This window comes from Microbacterium oxydans (assembly GCF_026559675.1).
Classification (GTDB): domain Bacteria; phylum Actinomycetota; class Actinomycetes; order Actinomycetales; family Microbacteriaceae; genus Microbacterium; species Microbacterium oxydans_D.
Map to the genome: position 1 here is coordinate 2,446,395 of NZ_CP092891.1, position 16,015 is coordinate 2,462,409.

The 16,015-nt window shown below is 69.9% G+C and carries 15 protein-coding genes; 7 read left to right on the forward strand and 8 right to left on the reverse strand.

The genetic code is table 11. The features are described 5' to 3' along the window. Nucleotides 1-61 precede the first annotated feature (61 nt). Complete coding sequence (locus MME74_RS11795; RefSeq protein WP_267418572.1) at nt 62-841, forward strand: DedA family protein; 780 nt, start codon at nt 62-64, stop codon at nt 839-841. Nucleotides 842-879: 38 nt separating this feature from the next. Here MME74_RS11795 and MME74_RS11800 read toward each other — a convergent pair whose 3' ends face one another. Then, nucleotides 880-1,689: a Ku protein gene (locus MME74_RS11800; protein WP_267415213.1), complete on the reverse strand. Its 810-nt coding sequence runs from the start codon at nt 1,687-1,689 to the stop codon at nt 880-882. Nucleotides 1,690-1,747: 58 nt separating this feature from the next. Between MME74_RS11800 and ligD the strand changes: the two genes are divergently transcribed. Continuing rightward, the gene (gene ligD, locus MME74_RS11805; RefSeq protein WP_267415214.1) at nt 1,748-3,721 is read left to right on the forward strand and encodes a non-homologous end-joining DNA ligase; all 1,974 of its coding nucleotides are present in this window, start codon (nt 1,748-1,750) and stop codon (nt 3,719-3,721) included. Between the two features lie 38 nt (nt 3,722-3,759). Here ligD and MME74_RS11810 read toward each other — a convergent pair whose 3' ends face one another. From MME74_RS11810 to murI, 4 genes are all read right to left on the reverse strand, one after another. Beyond that, nucleotides 3,760-4,680 carry a cation diffusion facilitator family transporter gene (locus MME74_RS11810; protein WP_267415215.1) on the reverse strand — a complete coding sequence of 307 codons (921 nt, stop codon included), beginning with the start codon at nt 4,678-4,680 and terminating at the stop codon, nt 3,760-3,762. Between the two features lie 101 nt (nt 4,681-4,781). Beyond that, nucleotides 4,782-5,375, reverse strand: a complete 594-nt coding sequence (rdgB, locus tag MME74_RS11815) for an RdgB/HAM1 family non-canonical purine NTP pyrophosphatase (RefSeq protein ID WP_267415216.1) — start codon at nt 5,373-5,375, stop codon at nt 4,782-4,784. Between the two features lie 2 nt (nt 5,376-5,377). Beyond that, on the reverse strand, nt 5,378-6,115 hold the full coding sequence (rph, locus tag MME74_RS11820; protein ID WP_267415217.1) for a ribonuclease PH: 738 nt from the start codon (nt 6,113-6,115) through the stop codon (nt 5,378-5,380). A gap of 78 nt (nt 6,116-6,193) precedes the next feature. Next, nucleotides 6,194-7,024, reverse strand: a complete 831-nt coding sequence (gene murI, locus MME74_RS11825) for a glutamate racemase (RefSeq protein ID WP_267415218.1) — start codon at nt 7,022-7,024, stop codon at nt 6,194-6,196. Nucleotides 7,025-7,087: 63 nt separating this feature from the next. On the opposite strand from murI, the gene MME74_RS11830 reads away from it, so the two are divergent. Next, nucleotides 7,088-8,413: a nicotinate phosphoribosyltransferase gene (locus tag MME74_RS11830; RefSeq protein ID WP_267415219.1), complete on the forward strand. Its 1,326-nt coding sequence runs from the start codon at nt 7,088-7,090 to the stop codon at nt 8,411-8,413. 2 nt (nt 8,414-8,415) lie between these two features. Here MME74_RS11830 and MME74_RS11835 read toward each other — a convergent pair whose 3' ends face one another. The 3 genes from MME74_RS11835 to MME74_RS11845 are packed head-to-tail and all read right to left on the reverse strand — an operon-like array spanning nt 8,416 to nt 12,129. Continuing rightward, nucleotides 8,416-8,682, reverse strand: a complete 267-nt coding sequence (locus MME74_RS11835; RefSeq protein ID WP_028503536.1) for a DUF3039 domain-containing protein — start codon at nt 8,680-8,682, stop codon at nt 8,416-8,418. A gap of 40 nt (nt 8,683-8,722) precedes the next feature. Beyond that, nucleotides 8,723-10,288 carry a hypothetical protein gene (locus MME74_RS11840; protein ID WP_267415221.1) on the reverse strand — a complete coding sequence of 522 codons (1,566 nt, stop codon included), beginning with the start codon at nt 10,286-10,288 and terminating at the stop codon, nt 8,723-8,725. Further along, nucleotides 10,264-12,129: an ABC transporter ATP-binding protein gene (locus tag MME74_RS11845; protein ID WP_267415222.1), complete on the reverse strand. Its 1,866-nt coding sequence runs from the start codon at nt 12,127-12,129 to the stop codon at nt 10,264-10,266. Before MME74_RS11845 ends, MME74_RS11840 begins: the two co-directional genes overlap by 25 nt. A gap of 250 nt (nt 12,130-12,379) precedes the next feature. On the opposite strand from MME74_RS11845, the gene MME74_RS11850 reads away from it, so the two are divergent. The 4 genes from MME74_RS11850 to MME74_RS11865 all read left to right on the forward strand — a co-directional run bounded on the left by MME74_RS11850 (nt 12,380) and on the right by MME74_RS11865 (nt 16,008). Continuing rightward, nucleotides 12,380-13,072 (forward strand): NTP transferase domain-containing protein, encoded by a 693-nt coding sequence (locus MME74_RS11850; RefSeq protein ID WP_267415223.1) that lies wholly within the window; start codon nt 12,380-12,382, stop codon nt 13,070-13,072. Between the two features lie 78 nt (nt 13,073-13,150). Continuing rightward, nucleotides 13,151-14,089: a hypothetical protein gene (locus MME74_RS11855; protein ID WP_267415224.1), complete on the forward strand. Its 939-nt coding sequence runs from the start codon at nt 13,151-13,153 to the stop codon at nt 14,087-14,089. Nucleotides 14,090-14,179: 90 nt separating this feature from the next. Further along, nucleotides 14,180-15,769, forward strand: a complete 1,590-nt coding sequence (locus tag MME74_RS11860; RefSeq protein ID WP_416383316.1) for an acyl-CoA carboxylase subunit beta — start codon at nt 14,180-14,182, stop codon at nt 15,767-15,769. Continuing rightward, the gene (locus MME74_RS11865; RefSeq protein ID WP_416383317.1) at nt 15,766-16,008 is read left to right on the forward strand and encodes an acyl-CoA carboxylase subunit epsilon; all 243 of its coding nucleotides are present in this window, start codon (nt 15,766-15,768) and stop codon (nt 16,006-16,008) included. The genes MME74_RS11860 and MME74_RS11865 overlap by 4 nt, the downstream gene beginning before the upstream one ends. Nucleotides 16,009-16,015 lie beyond the last annotated feature (7 nt).

Sequence of the window (16,015 nt, forward strand, 5' to 3'; positions counted from 1 at the left end):
TGTCGCTCAGTTGCACCGCCGACCAATCACGACCGACGGGAACCCCTCAGTGCTCGAATCCATGCTGCACGCGCCGAACGCCCTCATCCCCTGGCTCGACCCCCAGACGATCATCGGTGCGGCCGGCCCCTGGGCGCTCCTGGTGGTGTGCTTCATCGTGTTCGCCGAGACCGGGCTCCTGGTCGGATTCCTGCTTCCGGGCGACACGCTGCTCGTGATCTCGGGTCTGCTCTCGCACCCGATCGGCGCCTCGGAGCACGGAGTCTTCGGCATCAACGTCTGGATCGTCGCGTTCCTGATCGGACTCGCGGCGTTCATCGGCGGCGAGGTCGGCTACGTCATCGGCCACAAGGGCGGCCCCGCGATCTTCGAGCGGAAGGAATCGGGACTGTTCAGCCGGAAGAACGTCGAGCGCACGAACGCGTTCTTCGAGCGCTTCGGCGGCATCACCGTGATCCTCGCCCGCTTCGTCCCGATCGTCCGTACGTTCGCCCCGGTCGCGGCCGGCGTCGGCCACATGCCCTGGCGCAAATACACGCTCTACAACCTCATCGGCGCGATCCTCTGGGGCTTCGGCCTCACGATGTTCGGCTACGCGATCGGCTTCATCCCGCCGGTGGCCACGTTCGTCGAGGACTACATCGACCTGATCCTGCTGGCCGCTGTCGGCGGCACCGCACTCATCACCGTCTGGCATTACTTCTCCGAGCGCTACAAGGCCAAGAAGGCCGCGGACGCCGGTGACGACGTGGTGACGGACGCCGAGGAGGCGCAGGAACTCGTCCTCGACGCCGACGTCTTCGACCGCGCCCCCGACCTGGACGGCGACGGCAAGCACTGAGCGTCCGACCGGCGCCGGGTCCACCCGATGCCGGTGGCTCAGCCGGACTTCTTCGCCCGCTCCTCCTTGGTGCGCGCGACGCTGGCGCGCAGCGCCTCCATCAGGTCGATGACCTCTCCGCCCTCCGCGGCCTTCTCCGCCTCGCCGAAAGTCTCGGCGACGTCGAAGGTGTCCCCGGCATCGATCTTCGCGTCGATGAGGGTACGGAGCTCTTTCTGGTACTCGTCCACGAACTCCTCGGGATCGAAGTCGGCCGAGTAGCTGTCGACGAGGGACGCCGAAAGCTCGAGCTCCTTCTTCGAGATCCGCACGTCCTCGTCTAGTGCGGGGAACGCCGCCTCGCGCACCTCATCCGCCCACAGCAGCGTCTGCAGCACGAGCACCTTCCCCCGCACGCGGAGCGCGGCCAGACGCGTCTTCTGCCGCAGCGTGAAGCGCACGATCGCGGTGCGGTCGGTCTGCTCCAGCGTCTTGCGCAGCAGCACGTAGGCCTTCGGGGACTTCGAGTCCGGTTCGAGGTAGTACGGCTTGTCCAGCGTCAGCAGATCGACCTGATCGGAGGGGACGAACTCGACGACGTCGATCTCCCTGCTCTTCTCGGCCGGGAGAGCGGCGAGGTCGTCCTTCGTGAGAACGACCGTCTGGCCGTCGTCCACGTAGGCGCGATCAATGTCGGCGTACGCGACCGTCTCGCCGCACACCTCGCAGGTGCGCTGGTAGCGGATGCGCCCGCCGTCCTTCTCGTGCACCTGATGCAGCGGCACGTCGTGATCCTCGGTCGCGGAATACACCTTCACCGGCACGTTCACGAGCCCGAACGTCAGCGCGCCCTTCCAGATCGTCCTCATGACACCAGTGAACACCAGGCGGAGCGGTCCGGGCCAGACCCTTGACTACGCTGGCTGCATGGTCGGACAAGGGCAGATCGTGCAGGTCGACGGTCGCCGTCTGCGCGTGACCAACCTCGACAAGGTCGTGTACCCAGAGACCGGCACCACCAAGGGCGAGATCATCGCCTACTACAGCGCCATCGCCCCGCTCATGCTGCCCCTCCTCCACGGGCGTCCGGTCACCCGCAAGCGCTGGGTCGAGGGGGTCGGGACCGCGGATGCGCCGGCGGACGCCTTCTTCACCAAGCAGCTCGAGCCCGGAGCCCCCGACTGGATCCCGCGGCAGGCCATCCAGCACTCCGACGGCCCCAAGGAGTATCCGCTGGTCGACGACGTGCCGACCCTGGTCTGGCTCGCACAGGTCGCGGCGATCGAGCTGCACGTGCCGCAGTGGCGCTTCGCCCCCGACGGGCGACCCGGCCGTCCGGACCGCCTCGTCCTCGACCTCGATCCCGGCCCCGGCGTGGGGCTCGCGCAGTGCGCCGAGGTCGCCCGCTTCGCCCGCGGCCTCCTGACGGACATGGGGCTCGATCCCCTCCCCGTCACGAGCGGCAGCAAGGGCATCCACCTCTACGCGGCACTGCCCGGCGAGCAGACGAGCGACGAGATCTCGGCCGTGGTGAAGGAGCTCGCACGCCTGATCGAGAGCGATCACCCGGACCTCGCCACGAGCGTCATGTCGAAGGCGGTGCGCGGAGGCCGGGTCTTCCTCGACTGGAGCCAGAACAACGGCAAGAAGACCACGATCTCGCCGTACTCGCTCCGCGGGCGCGCCCAGCCCTGGGTGGCCGCGCCCCGCACCTGGGAAGAGCTCGACGACCCCGCCCTCGCTCAGCTCGACCTCGACGAGGTGCTCGCCCGTGCGGCCGCGGGCATCGATCCACTGGCGGGGCTGCGTCCGCTCGCCGCCGCATCCGCTCCGGTTCCCGCGACACCCTCTGCAGCACCCCCTCGCGCCTCGCATCGCCCACGGAGCGCGCCCGCGCCCGCAGCCGGAGCCACGGTCCCGACCCTGGACCCGATGCTCGCCGAGAACGGGACGCCCGCGATCGCGCGCAGCCTGAGCTCCCCCTCCTGGGTCGAGGTGAAATGGGACGGCATCCGTGCGATGGGCACCTGGGCCGACGGACGGATGCGGCTCCATGCCCGGCGCGGCACCGACATCACCGACCGGTATCCGGAGCTCACCGCCGACGGCGCGCCCTTCCTCCCGGTCGCGGATGCGGTCGTCGACGGGGAGATCGTCGCTTTCGACGCCCACGGCCGGCCGAGCTTCTCGCTGCTGCAGAACCGGATGCATCTGACCCGCCCCCGCGAGATCGAGCGCGAGGTCGTTCGCACCCCGATCGTGTACATGCTGTTCGACCTGCTGCGCCTCGACGGCCACGACCTGACGGACATGCCGCTGCGCGAGCGCCGGACGCTGCTCGACGACGTCATCGCCGACCTCGACGCTCCGCTGCAGATCCCTCCCGTGTTCGACGACGTCGACGCCGCCCTCGACGCGAGCCGCGAGTTCGGCCTCGAGGGCGTGGTGGTCAAGGACCCGCGATCGAGGTACCGGCCGGGGCAGCGCTCCCCCGCCTGGCTCAAGCTCAAGCACACGCGGATGCAGGAGGCCGTGATCGTGGGGATCCGTCCGGGCAAGGGCGACCGTGAGGGCACACTGGGCTCGCTGCTCCTGGCCGTGCCGGAGCCGTCAGGGAGCGGCGGCGGTCCGACCCGGCTGCGCTACGTCGGACGCGTGGGCAGCGGATTCACCGACCGCATCCTGCACGACCTCCTCGCCCGGCTCGAACCTCTGCGCGTGCCGAAGGCTCCTCTGGACGGGGTTCCCGGACCCGATGCCTCCGATGCGCTCTGGGTGCGCCCCGAGCTGGTCGGCGAGGTCGAGTTCGCGAACTGGACACCCGATGGGGTGCTCCGCCATGCCCGGTGGCGAGGTCTCCGTCCCGACAAGAGCCCGGACGAGATCGTCGTCGAGGACTGACCCGCTGGCGCCCCAGCCGGGTGCCCCAGCCGGATGCTTCAGGCGTGGTGCGGTTCGCAGTCCGACTGCTCGGCGGGCTCGATCTGGAAGGTCGAGTGCTCCACGTCGAAGTGGTCGGCGAGACACGCCTGCATGTCGGAGAGCAGCTGCGTGGAGCGTCCGTCGGCGAGCAGCTGCGGGTCGACGCTGACGTGGGCCGTGAACACCGGCGCCCCGCGCGTGAGCTGCCAGACGTGCACGTCGTGCACCCCGATGACGCCCTCGTAGCCGAGGAGATGCGTGCGGATATCGCTCACGGCCGTCCCCTTCGGCGCGGACTCGGCGAGCACGGAGAACACCTCCCGCAGCAGCGAGATCGCGCGCGGGATGATCATCGCCGCGATGAACAGGGAGGCGATGGCGTCGGCCGGCATCCATCCGGTCAGCAGGATGACCACCGCCGCCACGATGACCGCGGCCGACCCGATCAGGTCTCCCATGACCTCGAGGTAGGCACCGCGGACGTTGATGCTCGTGCGCTGGGCGCGGCTGAGCAGCCACATCGACACGGCGTTGGCGAGCAGACCGACGACCGCGACGACGAGCATGAGTCCGCCGGCGACCTCCACGTCACCCGGGTTCACCAGGCGTCCGATGCCCTCGATCGCGACCCAGGACGCGAGTGCGATCAGGATCGCCGCATTGATCAGCGCCCCGAACACCTCGGCGCGCTGGTAGCCGAACGTGCGCCGATCATCCGCCGGCCGTGCGGCGACGGTCGCCGCGATGAGCGCGATCACGAGCGCCGAAGCATCCGTGAACATGTGCGCGGCGTCCGCGAGGAGCGCGAGTGAACCGGTCAGGATCGCCCCGACCACCTGCACGACCATCACGGTCGCGGTGAGCGACAGCGAGATCGCCAGCAGGCGTCGGCTGCTGGCCGAGCGGATGCCGCCGGGGGCGGGTGCGTGATCGTGCATGCCACCAGGCTAGACCGGGAATCCGGGTCAGGAGGCCCGTTCCGGCTAGTCGGGAAGGGTAACGATTCTCACCGTCACCTGCGGTTCACCGGAGCACCTGCTCAGAGCCCGGCGAGGAGCGGAACCAGTTCGGCGAAGGCACGGGCACGATGCGACTGCGCCTGCTTCTCCTCCGCCGTGAAGTCGCCGACCGTGCGCTCCCGTCCCTCGGGCTGGCCGTCGGGGATGAAGATCGGGTCGTAGCCGAACCCGCCTCCGCCCGAGGCCGTGTGGGCCAGGCGACCGGGCCACCGGCCCTCCACGACCTGCTCGCGGCCGTCCGGCCAGACGAGCGCGATGGTGGACGTGAAGTGCGCGGCCCGGTGCGGATCGGCGATGTCGTGCAGCTGGTCGAGCAGGAGCTCGAGGTTCGCCGCCGCATCCTTCTTCTGCCCCGCCCAGTACGCGGAGAACACTCCGGGCGAGCCGCCGAGCACGTCCACGCAGATGCCGGAGTCGTCCGCCAGGGCGGCGAGTCCGGTGTGCGCCGCGGCCGCCCGCGCCTTGAGGAGCGCGTTCTCGGCGAACGTCACGCCGTCCTCCACGGGCTCCGGACCGTCGTAGCCGATGATCGCGAGATCGGGACGCGCCTGCGCGACGATCTGCTGGAACTCCGCGACCTTGTGCGGGTTGTGGGTCGCGAGGACGACCTGCATCGTCACTCCCCCGCCAGCGCGGCGAGCTGCATGCCCTTCAGGTCGGCGCAGCCGGCCACGCCGAACTCGAGCAGCGCATCGAGCTCGCGCTTGTCGAAGGGCGCGCCCTCCGCCGTCCCCTGCACCTCGACGAAGAGTCCGCGTCCGGTGACGACCACGTTCATGTCGGTCTCCGCGCGCACGTCCTCGACGTATGCCAGGTCGAGCATGGGCTCTCCGTCGATGATCCCGACCGAGACGGCGGCGACGGAGTCGAGCAGCGGCGTGGAGTTCTTGCCGATGAACTTCTTCTCCCGGCCCCACTCGATCGCGTCGGCCAGGGCCACGTAGGCGCCCGTGATGGCCGCGGTGCGCGTCCCGCCGTCGGCCTGGAGGACGTCGCAGTCGATCACGATGGTGTTCTCGCCGAGCGCCTTCGTGTCGACGACGGCGCGCAGGGCGCGGCCGATGAGGCGGGAGATCTCGTGCGTGCGCCCGCCGATGCGGCCCTTCACGCTCTCGCGGTCGTTGCGGCTGTTCGTGGCGCGAGGGAGCATGGCGTACTCCGCCGTGACCCAGCCCTTGCCCTTGCCGGTGAGCCAGCGCGGCACGCCGTTGGTGAAGGATGCCGTGCACAGCACCTTCGTGCCGCCGAAGCTGATCAGGGCCGATCCCTCGGCCTGTGCGCTCCAGCCGCGCTCGATGGTGATCTCGCGCAGCTGATCGGTGGAACGGCCGTCGACGCGGACGATGTCGGTCATGTGCTTCTCTCGGGTCGGTGTCGGTGAAGTCGGTGAAGTTGAAACGGAGGGGTGGAACAGAGGGCGTGCGAGGACGGGTTACTCGAAGACGGTCTCGGGGAGCGTGATCACGCCGGTCTGGACGAGCTGCACGTCACGGACCTCGCGCCCCATGAGTCGGTTGGCCAGCGCGGTGAAGTCGTCGGTCGAGGCGCCGGTGGCCTCGTAGACGTAGGTCGCCGTGGCATCGGGCGACGCGAGGAGGTCGCCCCGCACCAGCTGACGGTACACATCGCCCGCCGTCTCGTCGTCGCTCGAGACGAGCGTGACGCCCTCCCCCATGACGTAGCTGATGGCGCCGCGCAGGAACGGGTAGTGCGTGCAGCCGAGCACGAGCGTGTCGACCTCGGCTTCGCGCAGCGGCGCCAGGTACTCCTCGGCGACCGCCAGCACCTCGGGCGTTCCCGTGATCCCCGCCTCGACGAACTCGACGAAGCGCGGGCAGGCGGCCGTGAAGACCTGCAGCCGCTCGTTGACCTCGAGCATGTCCTGATACGCGCGGGATCCGATCGTGCCGACGGTTCCGATCACGCCGACGCGCCCGTTGCGCGTGGTGGAGACGGCACGGCGCACGGCCGGTCCGATCACCTCGACGACCGGGACGTCGTAGCGCTCCCTGGCGTCGCGGAGCATCGCCGCCGACGCGGTGTTGCAGGCGATCACCAGCATCTTCACGCCCTGGTCCACGAGCGTGTCGAGGACTTCGAGGGAGTAGCGACGGACGTCGGCGATGGGCTTGGGCCCGTACGGCGAGTGCGCGGTGTCGCCGATGTAGACGAACGACTCACGGGGCAGCTGGGCGCGGATGGCCCGCGCCACCGTGAGCCCGCCGACACCGGAGTCGAAGATCCCGATCGGCGCGTCGTTCATGACTCCCCAGCCTACCCGCGTGCGCACCGCCGCGTGCATCCGCACGCTCACTAAGCTGAGCGCATGACCACGTCGACGGCGCTGCTCACCGACCGTTACGAGCTGACGATGCTCGCCGCCTCGCTCCGGGACGGGACCGCCTTCCGCCCCAGTGTCTTCGAGCTGTTCTCGCGACGATTGTCCGGAGGGCGCCGCTTCGGCGTCGTCGCCGGCACCGGGCGCCTGCTCGGTCTACTCCGTGATTTCCGCTTCGGCGAGGACGAGCTGCGATTCCTCCGGGACGAGGAGGTGGTCGACGCCGCGTCCATCAAGCACCTCGAGGACTACCGGTTCACGGGCTCGATCCGCGGCTACCGCGAGGGCGAGCTCTACTTCCCCGGCTCCCCCATCCTCACCGTCGAGGGGACGTTCGCCGACGCCGTGGTCCTGGAGACCCTGGCCCTGAGCGTGCTCAACCACGACTCCGCGGTCGCCACCGCCGCCTCACGGATGAGCATCGCCGCGGGTGAGCGCCCCCTGGCCGAGATGGGCTCGCGCCGCGCCGCCGAGCGCTCGGCCGTCGCCGCGGCGCGTGCCGCCTACATCGCCGGGTTCGGCGCGACGAGCAACCTCGAGGCCGGACGGAGCTGGGGCATCCCGACCATGGGCACCGCGGCCCACTCGTGGACGCTGCTGCACGACACGGAGGAGGAGGCGTTCCGCGCCCAGGTCGAGAGCATGGGCGTCGGCACGACCCTGCTCGTCGACACCTACGACATCCGCACCGGCGTGGAGACCGCGATCCGGGTCGCCGGCACCGGACTCGGCGGTGTCCGCATCGACTCGGGCGACCTTCCGATCGTCGCCGGCGACGTGCGCGCGCAGCTCGACGAGCTCGGCGCCACCGAGACCCGCATCACCGTGACCAGCGATCTCGACGAGTATGCGATCGCGGCCCTCGCGGCGTCGCCGGTGGACGCCTATGGCGTCGGGACCTCCGTGGTCACCGGATCGGGCTACCCGACCGCGAGCATGGTCTACAAGCTGGTGGCCCGACAGGATGCCGGCGGCGCCTGGATCGGCGTCGCCAAGGCCTCGGCCGACAAGGCTTCGTACGGCGGACGCAAGGCCGCGTTCCGGACGCTCGTCGACGGTGTCGCGACGGCCGAGACCGTCGTCGTCTCGGACGGCTTCGAGGAGCTCGACACCCCGTCCGAGCACCCCGACGGTCGCCCGCTGCAGGTGACGTTCGTCGAAGCCGGCGACATCGACACCGCGCACGAGGGTGTCGAGGGGACGTCAGCGGCGCGGGCGCATCACCTGCGCGTGCGCGAGGAGCTTCCGGTGCGCGCTCTCGCGCTCAGCAAGTCCGACCCGGCGATTCCCACCGTGTACGTCGAGGCCGACTGACCTCAGCCGACCATCGACTCGTAGATCTCCTTGCACGTGGGGCAGATCGGGAACTTCTCCGGGTCGCGGCCCGGGGTCCACTTCTTGCCGCACAGCGCGCGCACCGGCTTGCCGGTGATCGCGGACTCGAGGATCTTGTCCTTCTTCACGTAATGCGAGAAGCGCTCATGGTCGCCCGGTTCGAGATTCTCCTCGCGGAGGAGCTCTTCCAGTTCGCGATCAAGCGTTGCCACGCCGCCCTGATCGGGGCTGTCCAGCGGAGTACTCATCCCGTGAGTCTAGCGGCGTCGAGCCCCTCGCGGGCGGCTGTCACGCGGTCTCGACGAACTCCATCAGCCGCTCGCCGCTGCGCTCGAAGATGCGCCCGCCGATCACCGCGCCGGCCGCCAGTGCCAGCAGGCCGACGATGAGTCCGACCCAGAACGTCGCCGGGGCGTAAGCGGAGCCCTCGACGATCGTGGCCGCGAACAGCCATACGGTCGGCACGCTCAGGACGATCGCGCCGAGGAACGCCGCGGCCGGGCCGTAGGCTCCGCGCGAGGTCGGGCGCTGCGGCTGCTGGAACGGGCTGTCGCCGGGGCGGGAGACCGCGTACGGGGCCACGACCGAGACGATGCTCGAGATGCCCAGCGCGCTGAACAGCAGGCTCGCTCCGAGGCCGACGAGCGGCAGGAGCAGGCCCCAGCTCCCCACCAGGAGCAGGGAGAGCGGCACCGCGATCGCGAGGACAGGGACGGCCACGAGGAGAACGGGGATGAGGCGACCGAGACGGTCGGGGAGTCCGCGGACACCGCTCGCCACATGGGTCCACAGCGCCGTCGAGTCGTAGGCGACGTCGTTGTGCGGGAGCCATCCGAAGAAGAGGGCCATCACGGGGACAGGCACGAGCGCGGCGATCTCGATCGGGACGCCGGCGACGACAAGCGGCAGCACGGTGAGCACACCCGCGACCGGGACGACGATGAGGTTCATGATGTAGCGGCGGTCGCGGAGCCAGTACACGAGGCTCCGGGACGCGATCGCACCGAACGCGTTGGAGGGCAGGAGTCCGAACCAGCCGAGGCCGGTGCGCTCGCGCGCGGCCACCGGACGCTCCGTGGTCGTCAGCAGACGCCGGACCAGCCAGGACCAGGCCAGCCACAGGAGGCCGACGGTGAGGATCGCGACGATACCGCTCACCCAGGCGCCCGCGGTGTCACCCACGGCCGCGGCGAAGAGGAATGCGGGCGAGGCTCCGAGCGGGGTGAAGCCGAACGCGGTCGACAGCGTCGCCAGCGCGTCGGGCACATGGCCGTCCCAGCGCAGCGAGCCGAAGAAGACCGCGACCGGGAAGGCGATCACGATCAGCGCGAGAGCGAACAGCGCGGTGAGCTCGCGCGAACGGCGCTCCGGAAGCAGGAGCGCGTTCACCGCCATGCCGATCCGGGAGACGAGGACGGTCGTGATCACGCCGACGAGCGTCATCAGGACGGCGAGCGGCCAGGGCGTGCCCGCACCGATCGCGACGATGCAGACGCTGATGTACACGGCCAGGAGCGCGAGGCTGGGCACGCTGATGAACGCCGCCAGCGCGAGCACACCCGGCATCCGGCGCTCATCCACGCCGAAGACGGCGAAACGTCGCGGGTCGAGTTGATCCACCGCGCCGACGAGGATCGGCCCGACGAGGAAGCCGAGGAGCAGTGCTGCCCCGCCCAGGACCATGACGGCGCGGGCGACGGGCACCGATGCTCCCGCGAGGCTGAATACGGCGAGGCACACCGCGACCGTGACGGCGGCCACGGCCGCGAACGCGAGGAGCGCCCGGACCCGACGATCGCCGCGCAACGAGCCGAGGAGGAGCGCGAACCTCAGTCGGAGAACGTGTGCAGCCACTCGAGCCCCTCCACCTCTCCGCTGGAACCGGCGAGTTCGACGAAGCGCGCCTCGAGGGTCTGCCCCGCGCGCACCTCGTCGATCGTGCCTTCGGCGAGCACTTCTCCGCCGACGATGATGGCCACCCGTGAACAGACGCGTTCGACCAGGTCCATGCCGTGGCTGGAGAGGATGACGGTACCGCCGTGCGAGACGTAGGCGCGCAGGATGTCGAGGATGACCGCGGACGACACCGGGTCGACCGACTCGAACGGCTCGTCGAGGACGAGCACGCGCGGCGAATGGATCATGGCGCCGGCGAGCATGATCTTCTTCGTCATGCCGGCCGAGTAGTCCGAGACCACGCGGCTGAGCGCATCGCCGAGATCGAACGCCCGGGCGAGATCGGCCGCGCGCTTCTCGATCACATCCGCGGTGAGGCCGCGCAGCAGACCGTAGTAGTAGAGGAGCTGGCGACCGGTGAGCCGGTCGAAGGTCCGCAGCCGGTCGGGCAGCACACCCATCAGCCGCTTCGCCGCCTGCGGCTTCGCGGCCTGATCGACGCCGCAGATCACGACGCTGCCCTCGTCGGCGCGCAGCAGACCGGCGACGATCGAGAGGGTGGTGGTCTTACCGGCGCCGTTGGGCCCGACGATCCCGTAGAACGATCCGGCGGGGACGGTCAGGTCGATCCCGTCGACGGCGCGGTTGTCGCCGAACTGCTTGACGAGACCGCGGATGCGGATCGCCTCGCTGCCCGACGTGTGATCGATGTGACCGGCGGCCTCCGCGGCCGCATCGTCGGAATCCGCGACGGCCTCCACGACCTCGACGGACTCCGCCTCGCGCACCGGCTCGGCATCGACGACGACCAGCGGCTCAGCAGCCTCGTCCCTGGTCGGCACCGGCGCCTCCGCCGCGGGGACCTGCTCGACCACCGGAGCCTCTACGACGATCGGAGCCTGCTCGACGACCGGAGCCTGCTCGATCACCGGAGCCTGCTCGACGATCGAAGCCTGCTCGATCGGAGCCTGCTCGACGACTGGAGCCGCTTCCGCGTTCGCCTTCGCTTCCTTCGCCGCCTTGTCCGCCGCAGCCTTCTCCGCCTTGGCGGCCGCAGCCTTCGCCGCGGCCGTCTTCGCCGCAGCGGTCTTCGCGGATGCGGTCTTCGCGGACGCCGTCCGTGCGGTCGACTTCGCCGCCGCAGCCTTGGCCGCGGCGGTCTTGGCGGCGGCCGTCTTCGCCGCTGTGGTCTTGGCAGCGGTCGACTTCGCGGCCGTGGTCTTGGCAGCGGTCGACTTCGCCGCCGCCGGCTTCGCGGAGGACGCGCGCGCTGCGGCCGTCGTGGAGGAGGCGGTCTTCGCCGCTGCGGTCCTCGCCGCAGTGTTCTTCGCCGCCGCGCTGCGCGCGGTCGAGGCCGTGCGCTTCGGAGCAGGCGACGCGATGGGCGTGTCGCCGGCACCGTCGGCCAGTGCCTGGGGAAGGGGCTCCACCACCACGTCCGCGGTCGGAGCAGCCTTCTCGGCAGCAGCCCTCGCGGTGCTGGTCTTCGCGGTGCTGGTCTTCGCGGTGCTGGTCCGCGCCGCTGATGTCTTCGCCGCGGAGGACTTCGACGCGGTGGTCTTCGAGGTCGCCGACGTGGCGGGCGTGCGCTTCGCCGCAGCGGACTTCGCGGGCGTGCGCGGCGTGGTCGGCTTCTTGGCAGCCGGGCTCTTCGCGGCGGGCTTCGGCGTGGTCTTCTCGGCGTCCGATGCGCCTTCCGGAGCCGGCTTCGCCGTCGGCGCGCTCTTCGCCGACGCCTTCTGCGGCGTGGTCTCGGTATCTTCCACCTGGGCGGTGCGGTCGTCAGGGGAGGCAGTCACCGTCCTACGGTATCAACGGGTGGCTGCATCCCGAGCCCGCCGCGCAATAAACTGCCCTCGTATCGCGAGAATCGGCGGGGATCGAGCGACGAGCGGAAGCCTGTGCGTCCGGTGTGTACTCGGTCACGAAATGGCAACAGGGGTGCCCCTGACCCGGGGCTTCCCAGCCTGGATCGCTAGCATGAACGCGGCACGACGAAGTGTCTGGTCGGTTAATCGACCGTGAACACAACTTCCTTTAGGAGCACTCGTGACTCTTCAGACCGTCATCCTCGCCGCCGGAATGGGCTCGCGCCTCGGCCGCGCGCTGCCGAAGCCGCTCACCGAACTGAGCGACGGCCGCACGATCATGGGCCAGCAGCACGACAACATCCGCGCCGCCTTCGGGTCCGACGCCCGCATCACCACCGTCGTCGGCTACCGCGCCGAGACCATCATCGACGCCTTCCCCCAGGTCAACTACGTCCACAACGAGCGCTACGACGAGACCAACACCTCGAAGAGCCTGCTCCGTGCCCTCGGCGCGACGGGGCGTGGCGGCGTGCTGTGGATGAACGGCGACGTGGTGTTCGACCCGATGATCCTCGGCCGTGCGCTCGAGTACATCGAGCGCGACCAGTCCTTCGTGACCGTCAACACCTCCAAGGTCAGTGACGAAGAGGTCAAGTACACGATCACGGCCGAGGGCTACATCAACGAGCTGTCCAAGACCGTCAAGGGCGGTCTCGGCGAGGCCGTCGGCATCAACTACATCTCCTCCACGCACAAGAAGGCGTTCATGCGCCAGCTGCAGCGCGTCGAGGACCAGGACTACTTCGAGCGCGGCCTCGAGCTCGCGATCGCCGAGGACGGCCTGCTGCTCGAGCCGATGGACGTCTCCGACCTGTACGCGGTCGAGGTCGACTTCGCGGAAGACCTCGAGCGGGCGAACCTCTTCGTCTGATCCGTCTCACGAACGCCCGGCTCCCTCGCGGAGCCGGGCGTTCGGCGTTTTCGCGGTCTGGCTCCCTAGGATCACACCATGGCTCCCAAGGTGCACAAGATCCACTCCCTCCCGGACGACTCTCCGTGGGACAAGGGCGTGCCGCCGACAGGCTCGGCGGAGCACCCGATGATGGTGCGCGGCCTCGATCGCGTGCTGTCCATCCAGCGCCCCCTCGTCCTGGCGCACATCCGCAGCATCCGCCTGCGGAACCCCCACGCGTCGCCGGCGGAGATCATCCGCATCCTGGAACGGCGCTACCTCGCCGCCGTGACCACCGGCGGGGCCGCAGTGGGTGCGACCGCCGTCGTCCCGGGCATCGGGACCGGCGTCACGCTCGCCCTCTCCGGCGTCGAGACCGTCGGCTTCGTGGAGTCGACCGCTCTGTTCGCGCAGTCGGTCGCCGAGGTGCACGGCATCGCGGTCGCGAACCCCGACCGCGCGCGGGCTCTGGTGATGACGCTGATGCTCGGCAAGGAGGGCGTCGACCTGGTCGGACAGCTCGCCGGACAGGTGGCCGGACGTGGCGGGAGCAGATCGTCGTACTGGGGCGAGCTCGTCACGAAGTCGCTCCCCCGCGCCGCGGTCGGCCCGCTGGTCGACCAGCTCAAGAGCATGTTCGTGAAGCAGTTCGCCGCCAAAGGCGGGGCCTCCGTCATCGGCAAGGCTCTCCCGTTCGGGATCGGCGCCGCGATCGGAGGGGCCGGCAACCACATCCTGGGGCGTCGGGTACTGACCACCTCGCACCGGGCCTTCGGAGCGGCACCGATCGACCTGCCCCTCGAGCTGGAACCGGTGCCCGGCGCCGAGAAGATGGAGATGCGGATTCTGCGCGGCGCACGCTACGCCGGCAACGCGGTCGTCGGCGCCGCAGGGACGACCGTGCGCGGTGTGGAGTGGGTCGGACGCAAGGCGCTGTCCGTCGGCCGCCGCCCGAAGACGGACCCGGAGCTGGAGCAAGGCGACACCGAGGAGTGACGGCACTGCGCGCACGTCGCCAAAGGATCGGCCGACCCGTTGTGCCGAGCATCCAACAGACGGGGCCGAGGCGACGCTAGGGTGGAATCCGTGACGGACAAGCCCGACCTCTTTACCACCGCCGGCAAGATCGCGGACCTGCGCGCTCGCTACACCGAAGCCGTCGTCGACGCAGAAGCGAAGGCGAAGGAGAAGCAGCACGCCAAGGGCAAGATGACCGCCCGCGAGCGCATCGAGCTGCTCGTCGACCCCGGGAGCTTCGTCGAGTTCGACGAGTACGTGCGCCACCGCACCACCGCTTTCGGCATGGATCGCTCCCGTCCCTACGGCGACTCGGTCGTCACGGGCGTCGGAACGATCAACGGTCGCACCGTCGCGGTGTACTCGCAGGACTTCTCGACCTTCGGCGGCTCGCTCGGCGAGGTCGCGGGCGAGAAGATCGTCAAGATCATGGAGTTCGCGCTGGCCGGCGGCATGCCCTGCATCGGCATCCTCGACTCGGGCGGCGCGCGCATCCAGGAGGGCGTCGTCGCGCTCGGCAAGTACGGCGAGATCTTCCGCCTGAACACCCGCGCCTCCGGTGTCATCCCGCAGATCTCGATCATCATGGGCCCGGCGGCCGGCGGTGCGGTGTACTCCCCCGCCCTCACCGACTTCGTGATCATGGTCGACAAGACCAGCCAGATGTTCGTCACCGGCCCCGACGTGATCAAGACGGTCACGGGCGAGGACGTCGGCATGGAGGAGCTGGGCGGCGCCTACACGCACAACACCCGCTCCGGCGTCGCGCACTACCTCGCCGAGGACGAGGACGACGCGATCGACTACGCCCGCACGCTCCTCAGCTTCCTGCCGGACAACAACATGGCGGAGCTGCCCTCGTACGAGAGCGCCTTCGAGTTCGAGACGACCGACGCCGATCGCGTCCTCAACACGATCGTCCCCGACTCGACCAACCAGCCCTACGACATCCACACCGTGATCGAGCACGTCGTCGACGAGGGTGACTTCCTCGAGGTCCAGCCGCTGTTCGCCCCGAACATCGTCATCGGCTTCGGGCGCATCGAGGGCCGCTCGGTCGGCATCATCGCCAACCAGCCCTCGCAGATGGCCGGCACGCTGAACATCGAGGCCGGCGAGAAGGCCAGCCGGTTCGTGCGCTTCTGCGACGCCTTCTCGATCCCGATCGTCACGCTCGTGGACGTGCCCGGCTACCTGCCCGGCACCGACCAGGAGTGGACCGGCGTCATCCGCCGCGGCGCCAAGCTGCTGTACGCCTACGCCGAGGCGACGGTGCCGCTCGTCACCGTCATCCTGCGCAAGGCCTACGGCGGCGCCTACATCGTGATGGGCTCGAAGCAGCTCGGCGCGGATGTCAACCTCGCGTGGCCGACGGCCGAGATCGCGGTCATGGGCGGCCAGGGTGCCGTCAACATCCTCTACCGCGGCGAGATCAAGAAGGCCGAGGAGGCTGGCGAGGACGTCGCGGCCGTGCGCACCCGCCTCGCGAACGAGTACACCTACAACGTGGCGTCGCCCTTCCTGGCGGCCGAGCGCGGCGAGCTCGACGGCATCATCGAGCCGGCGAACACCCGCGTCTCGATCGCGAAGGCACTGCGCGCGCTGCGCGGCAAGCGCGCCGAGCTGCCCCCGAAGAAGCACGGGAACATCCCGCTGTGACCGGGGACGACGCACAGACCGGCGCGGCGGACCAGGTCGCGCCGATGCTCGAGATCACGCGCGGCGAGGCGACCGAGGAGGAGCTCGCAGCCCTCATCGCCGTGATCAGCGAGGCGTATGCGACCGAGGCCGCGGATGCCGTCGCGGACGAGCCCGCGGTGTCGGCCTGGACGCGCACGCAGCGCCCGCTGCGCCGTCCGCTGCGCCGCGACATCCCCTGGGGACGGTTCTCGGGCTGACGGCGCC

What these genes read in the sequence shown, in the direction of transcription:
- MME74_RS11795 (WP_267418572.1), top strand. Translation starts at nt 62, where the DNA reads ATGCTGCACGCGCCGAACGCCCTCATCCCCTGGCTCGACCCCCAGACG.
- MME74_RS11800 (WP_267415213.1), bottom strand. Translation starts at nt 1,689, where the DNA reads ATGAGGACGATCTGGAAGGGCGCGCTGACGTTCGGGCTCGTGAACGTG.
- ligD (WP_267415214.1), top strand. Translation starts at nt 1,748, where the DNA reads ATGGTCGGACAAGGGCAGATCGTGCAGGTCGACGGTCGCCGTCTGCGC.
- MME74_RS11810 (WP_267415215.1), bottom strand. Translation starts at nt 4,680, where the DNA reads ATGCACGATCACGCACCCGCCCCCGGCGGCATCCGCTCGGCCAGCAGC.
- rdgB (WP_267415216.1), bottom strand. Translation starts at nt 5,375, where the DNA reads ATGCAGGTCGTCCTCGCGACCCACAACCCGCACAAGGTCGCGGAGTTC.
- rph (WP_267415217.1), bottom strand. Translation starts at nt 6,115, where the DNA reads ATGACCGACATCGTCCGCGTCGACGGCCGTTCCACCGATCAGCTGCGC.
- murI (WP_267415218.1), bottom strand. Translation starts at nt 7,024, where the DNA reads ATGAACGACGCGCCGATCGGGATCTTCGACTCCGGTGTCGGCGGGCTC.
- MME74_RS11830 (WP_267415219.1), top strand. Translation starts at nt 7,088, where the DNA reads ATGACCACGTCGACGGCGCTGCTCACCGACCGTTACGAGCTGACGATG.
- MME74_RS11835 (WP_028503536.1), bottom strand. Translation starts at nt 8,682, where the DNA reads ATGAGTACTCCGCTGGACAGCCCCGATCAGGGCGGCGTGGCAACGCTT.
- MME74_RS11855 (WP_267415224.1), top strand. Translation starts at nt 13,151, where the DNA reads ATGGCTCCCAAGGTGCACAAGATCCACTCCCTCCCGGACGACTCTCCG.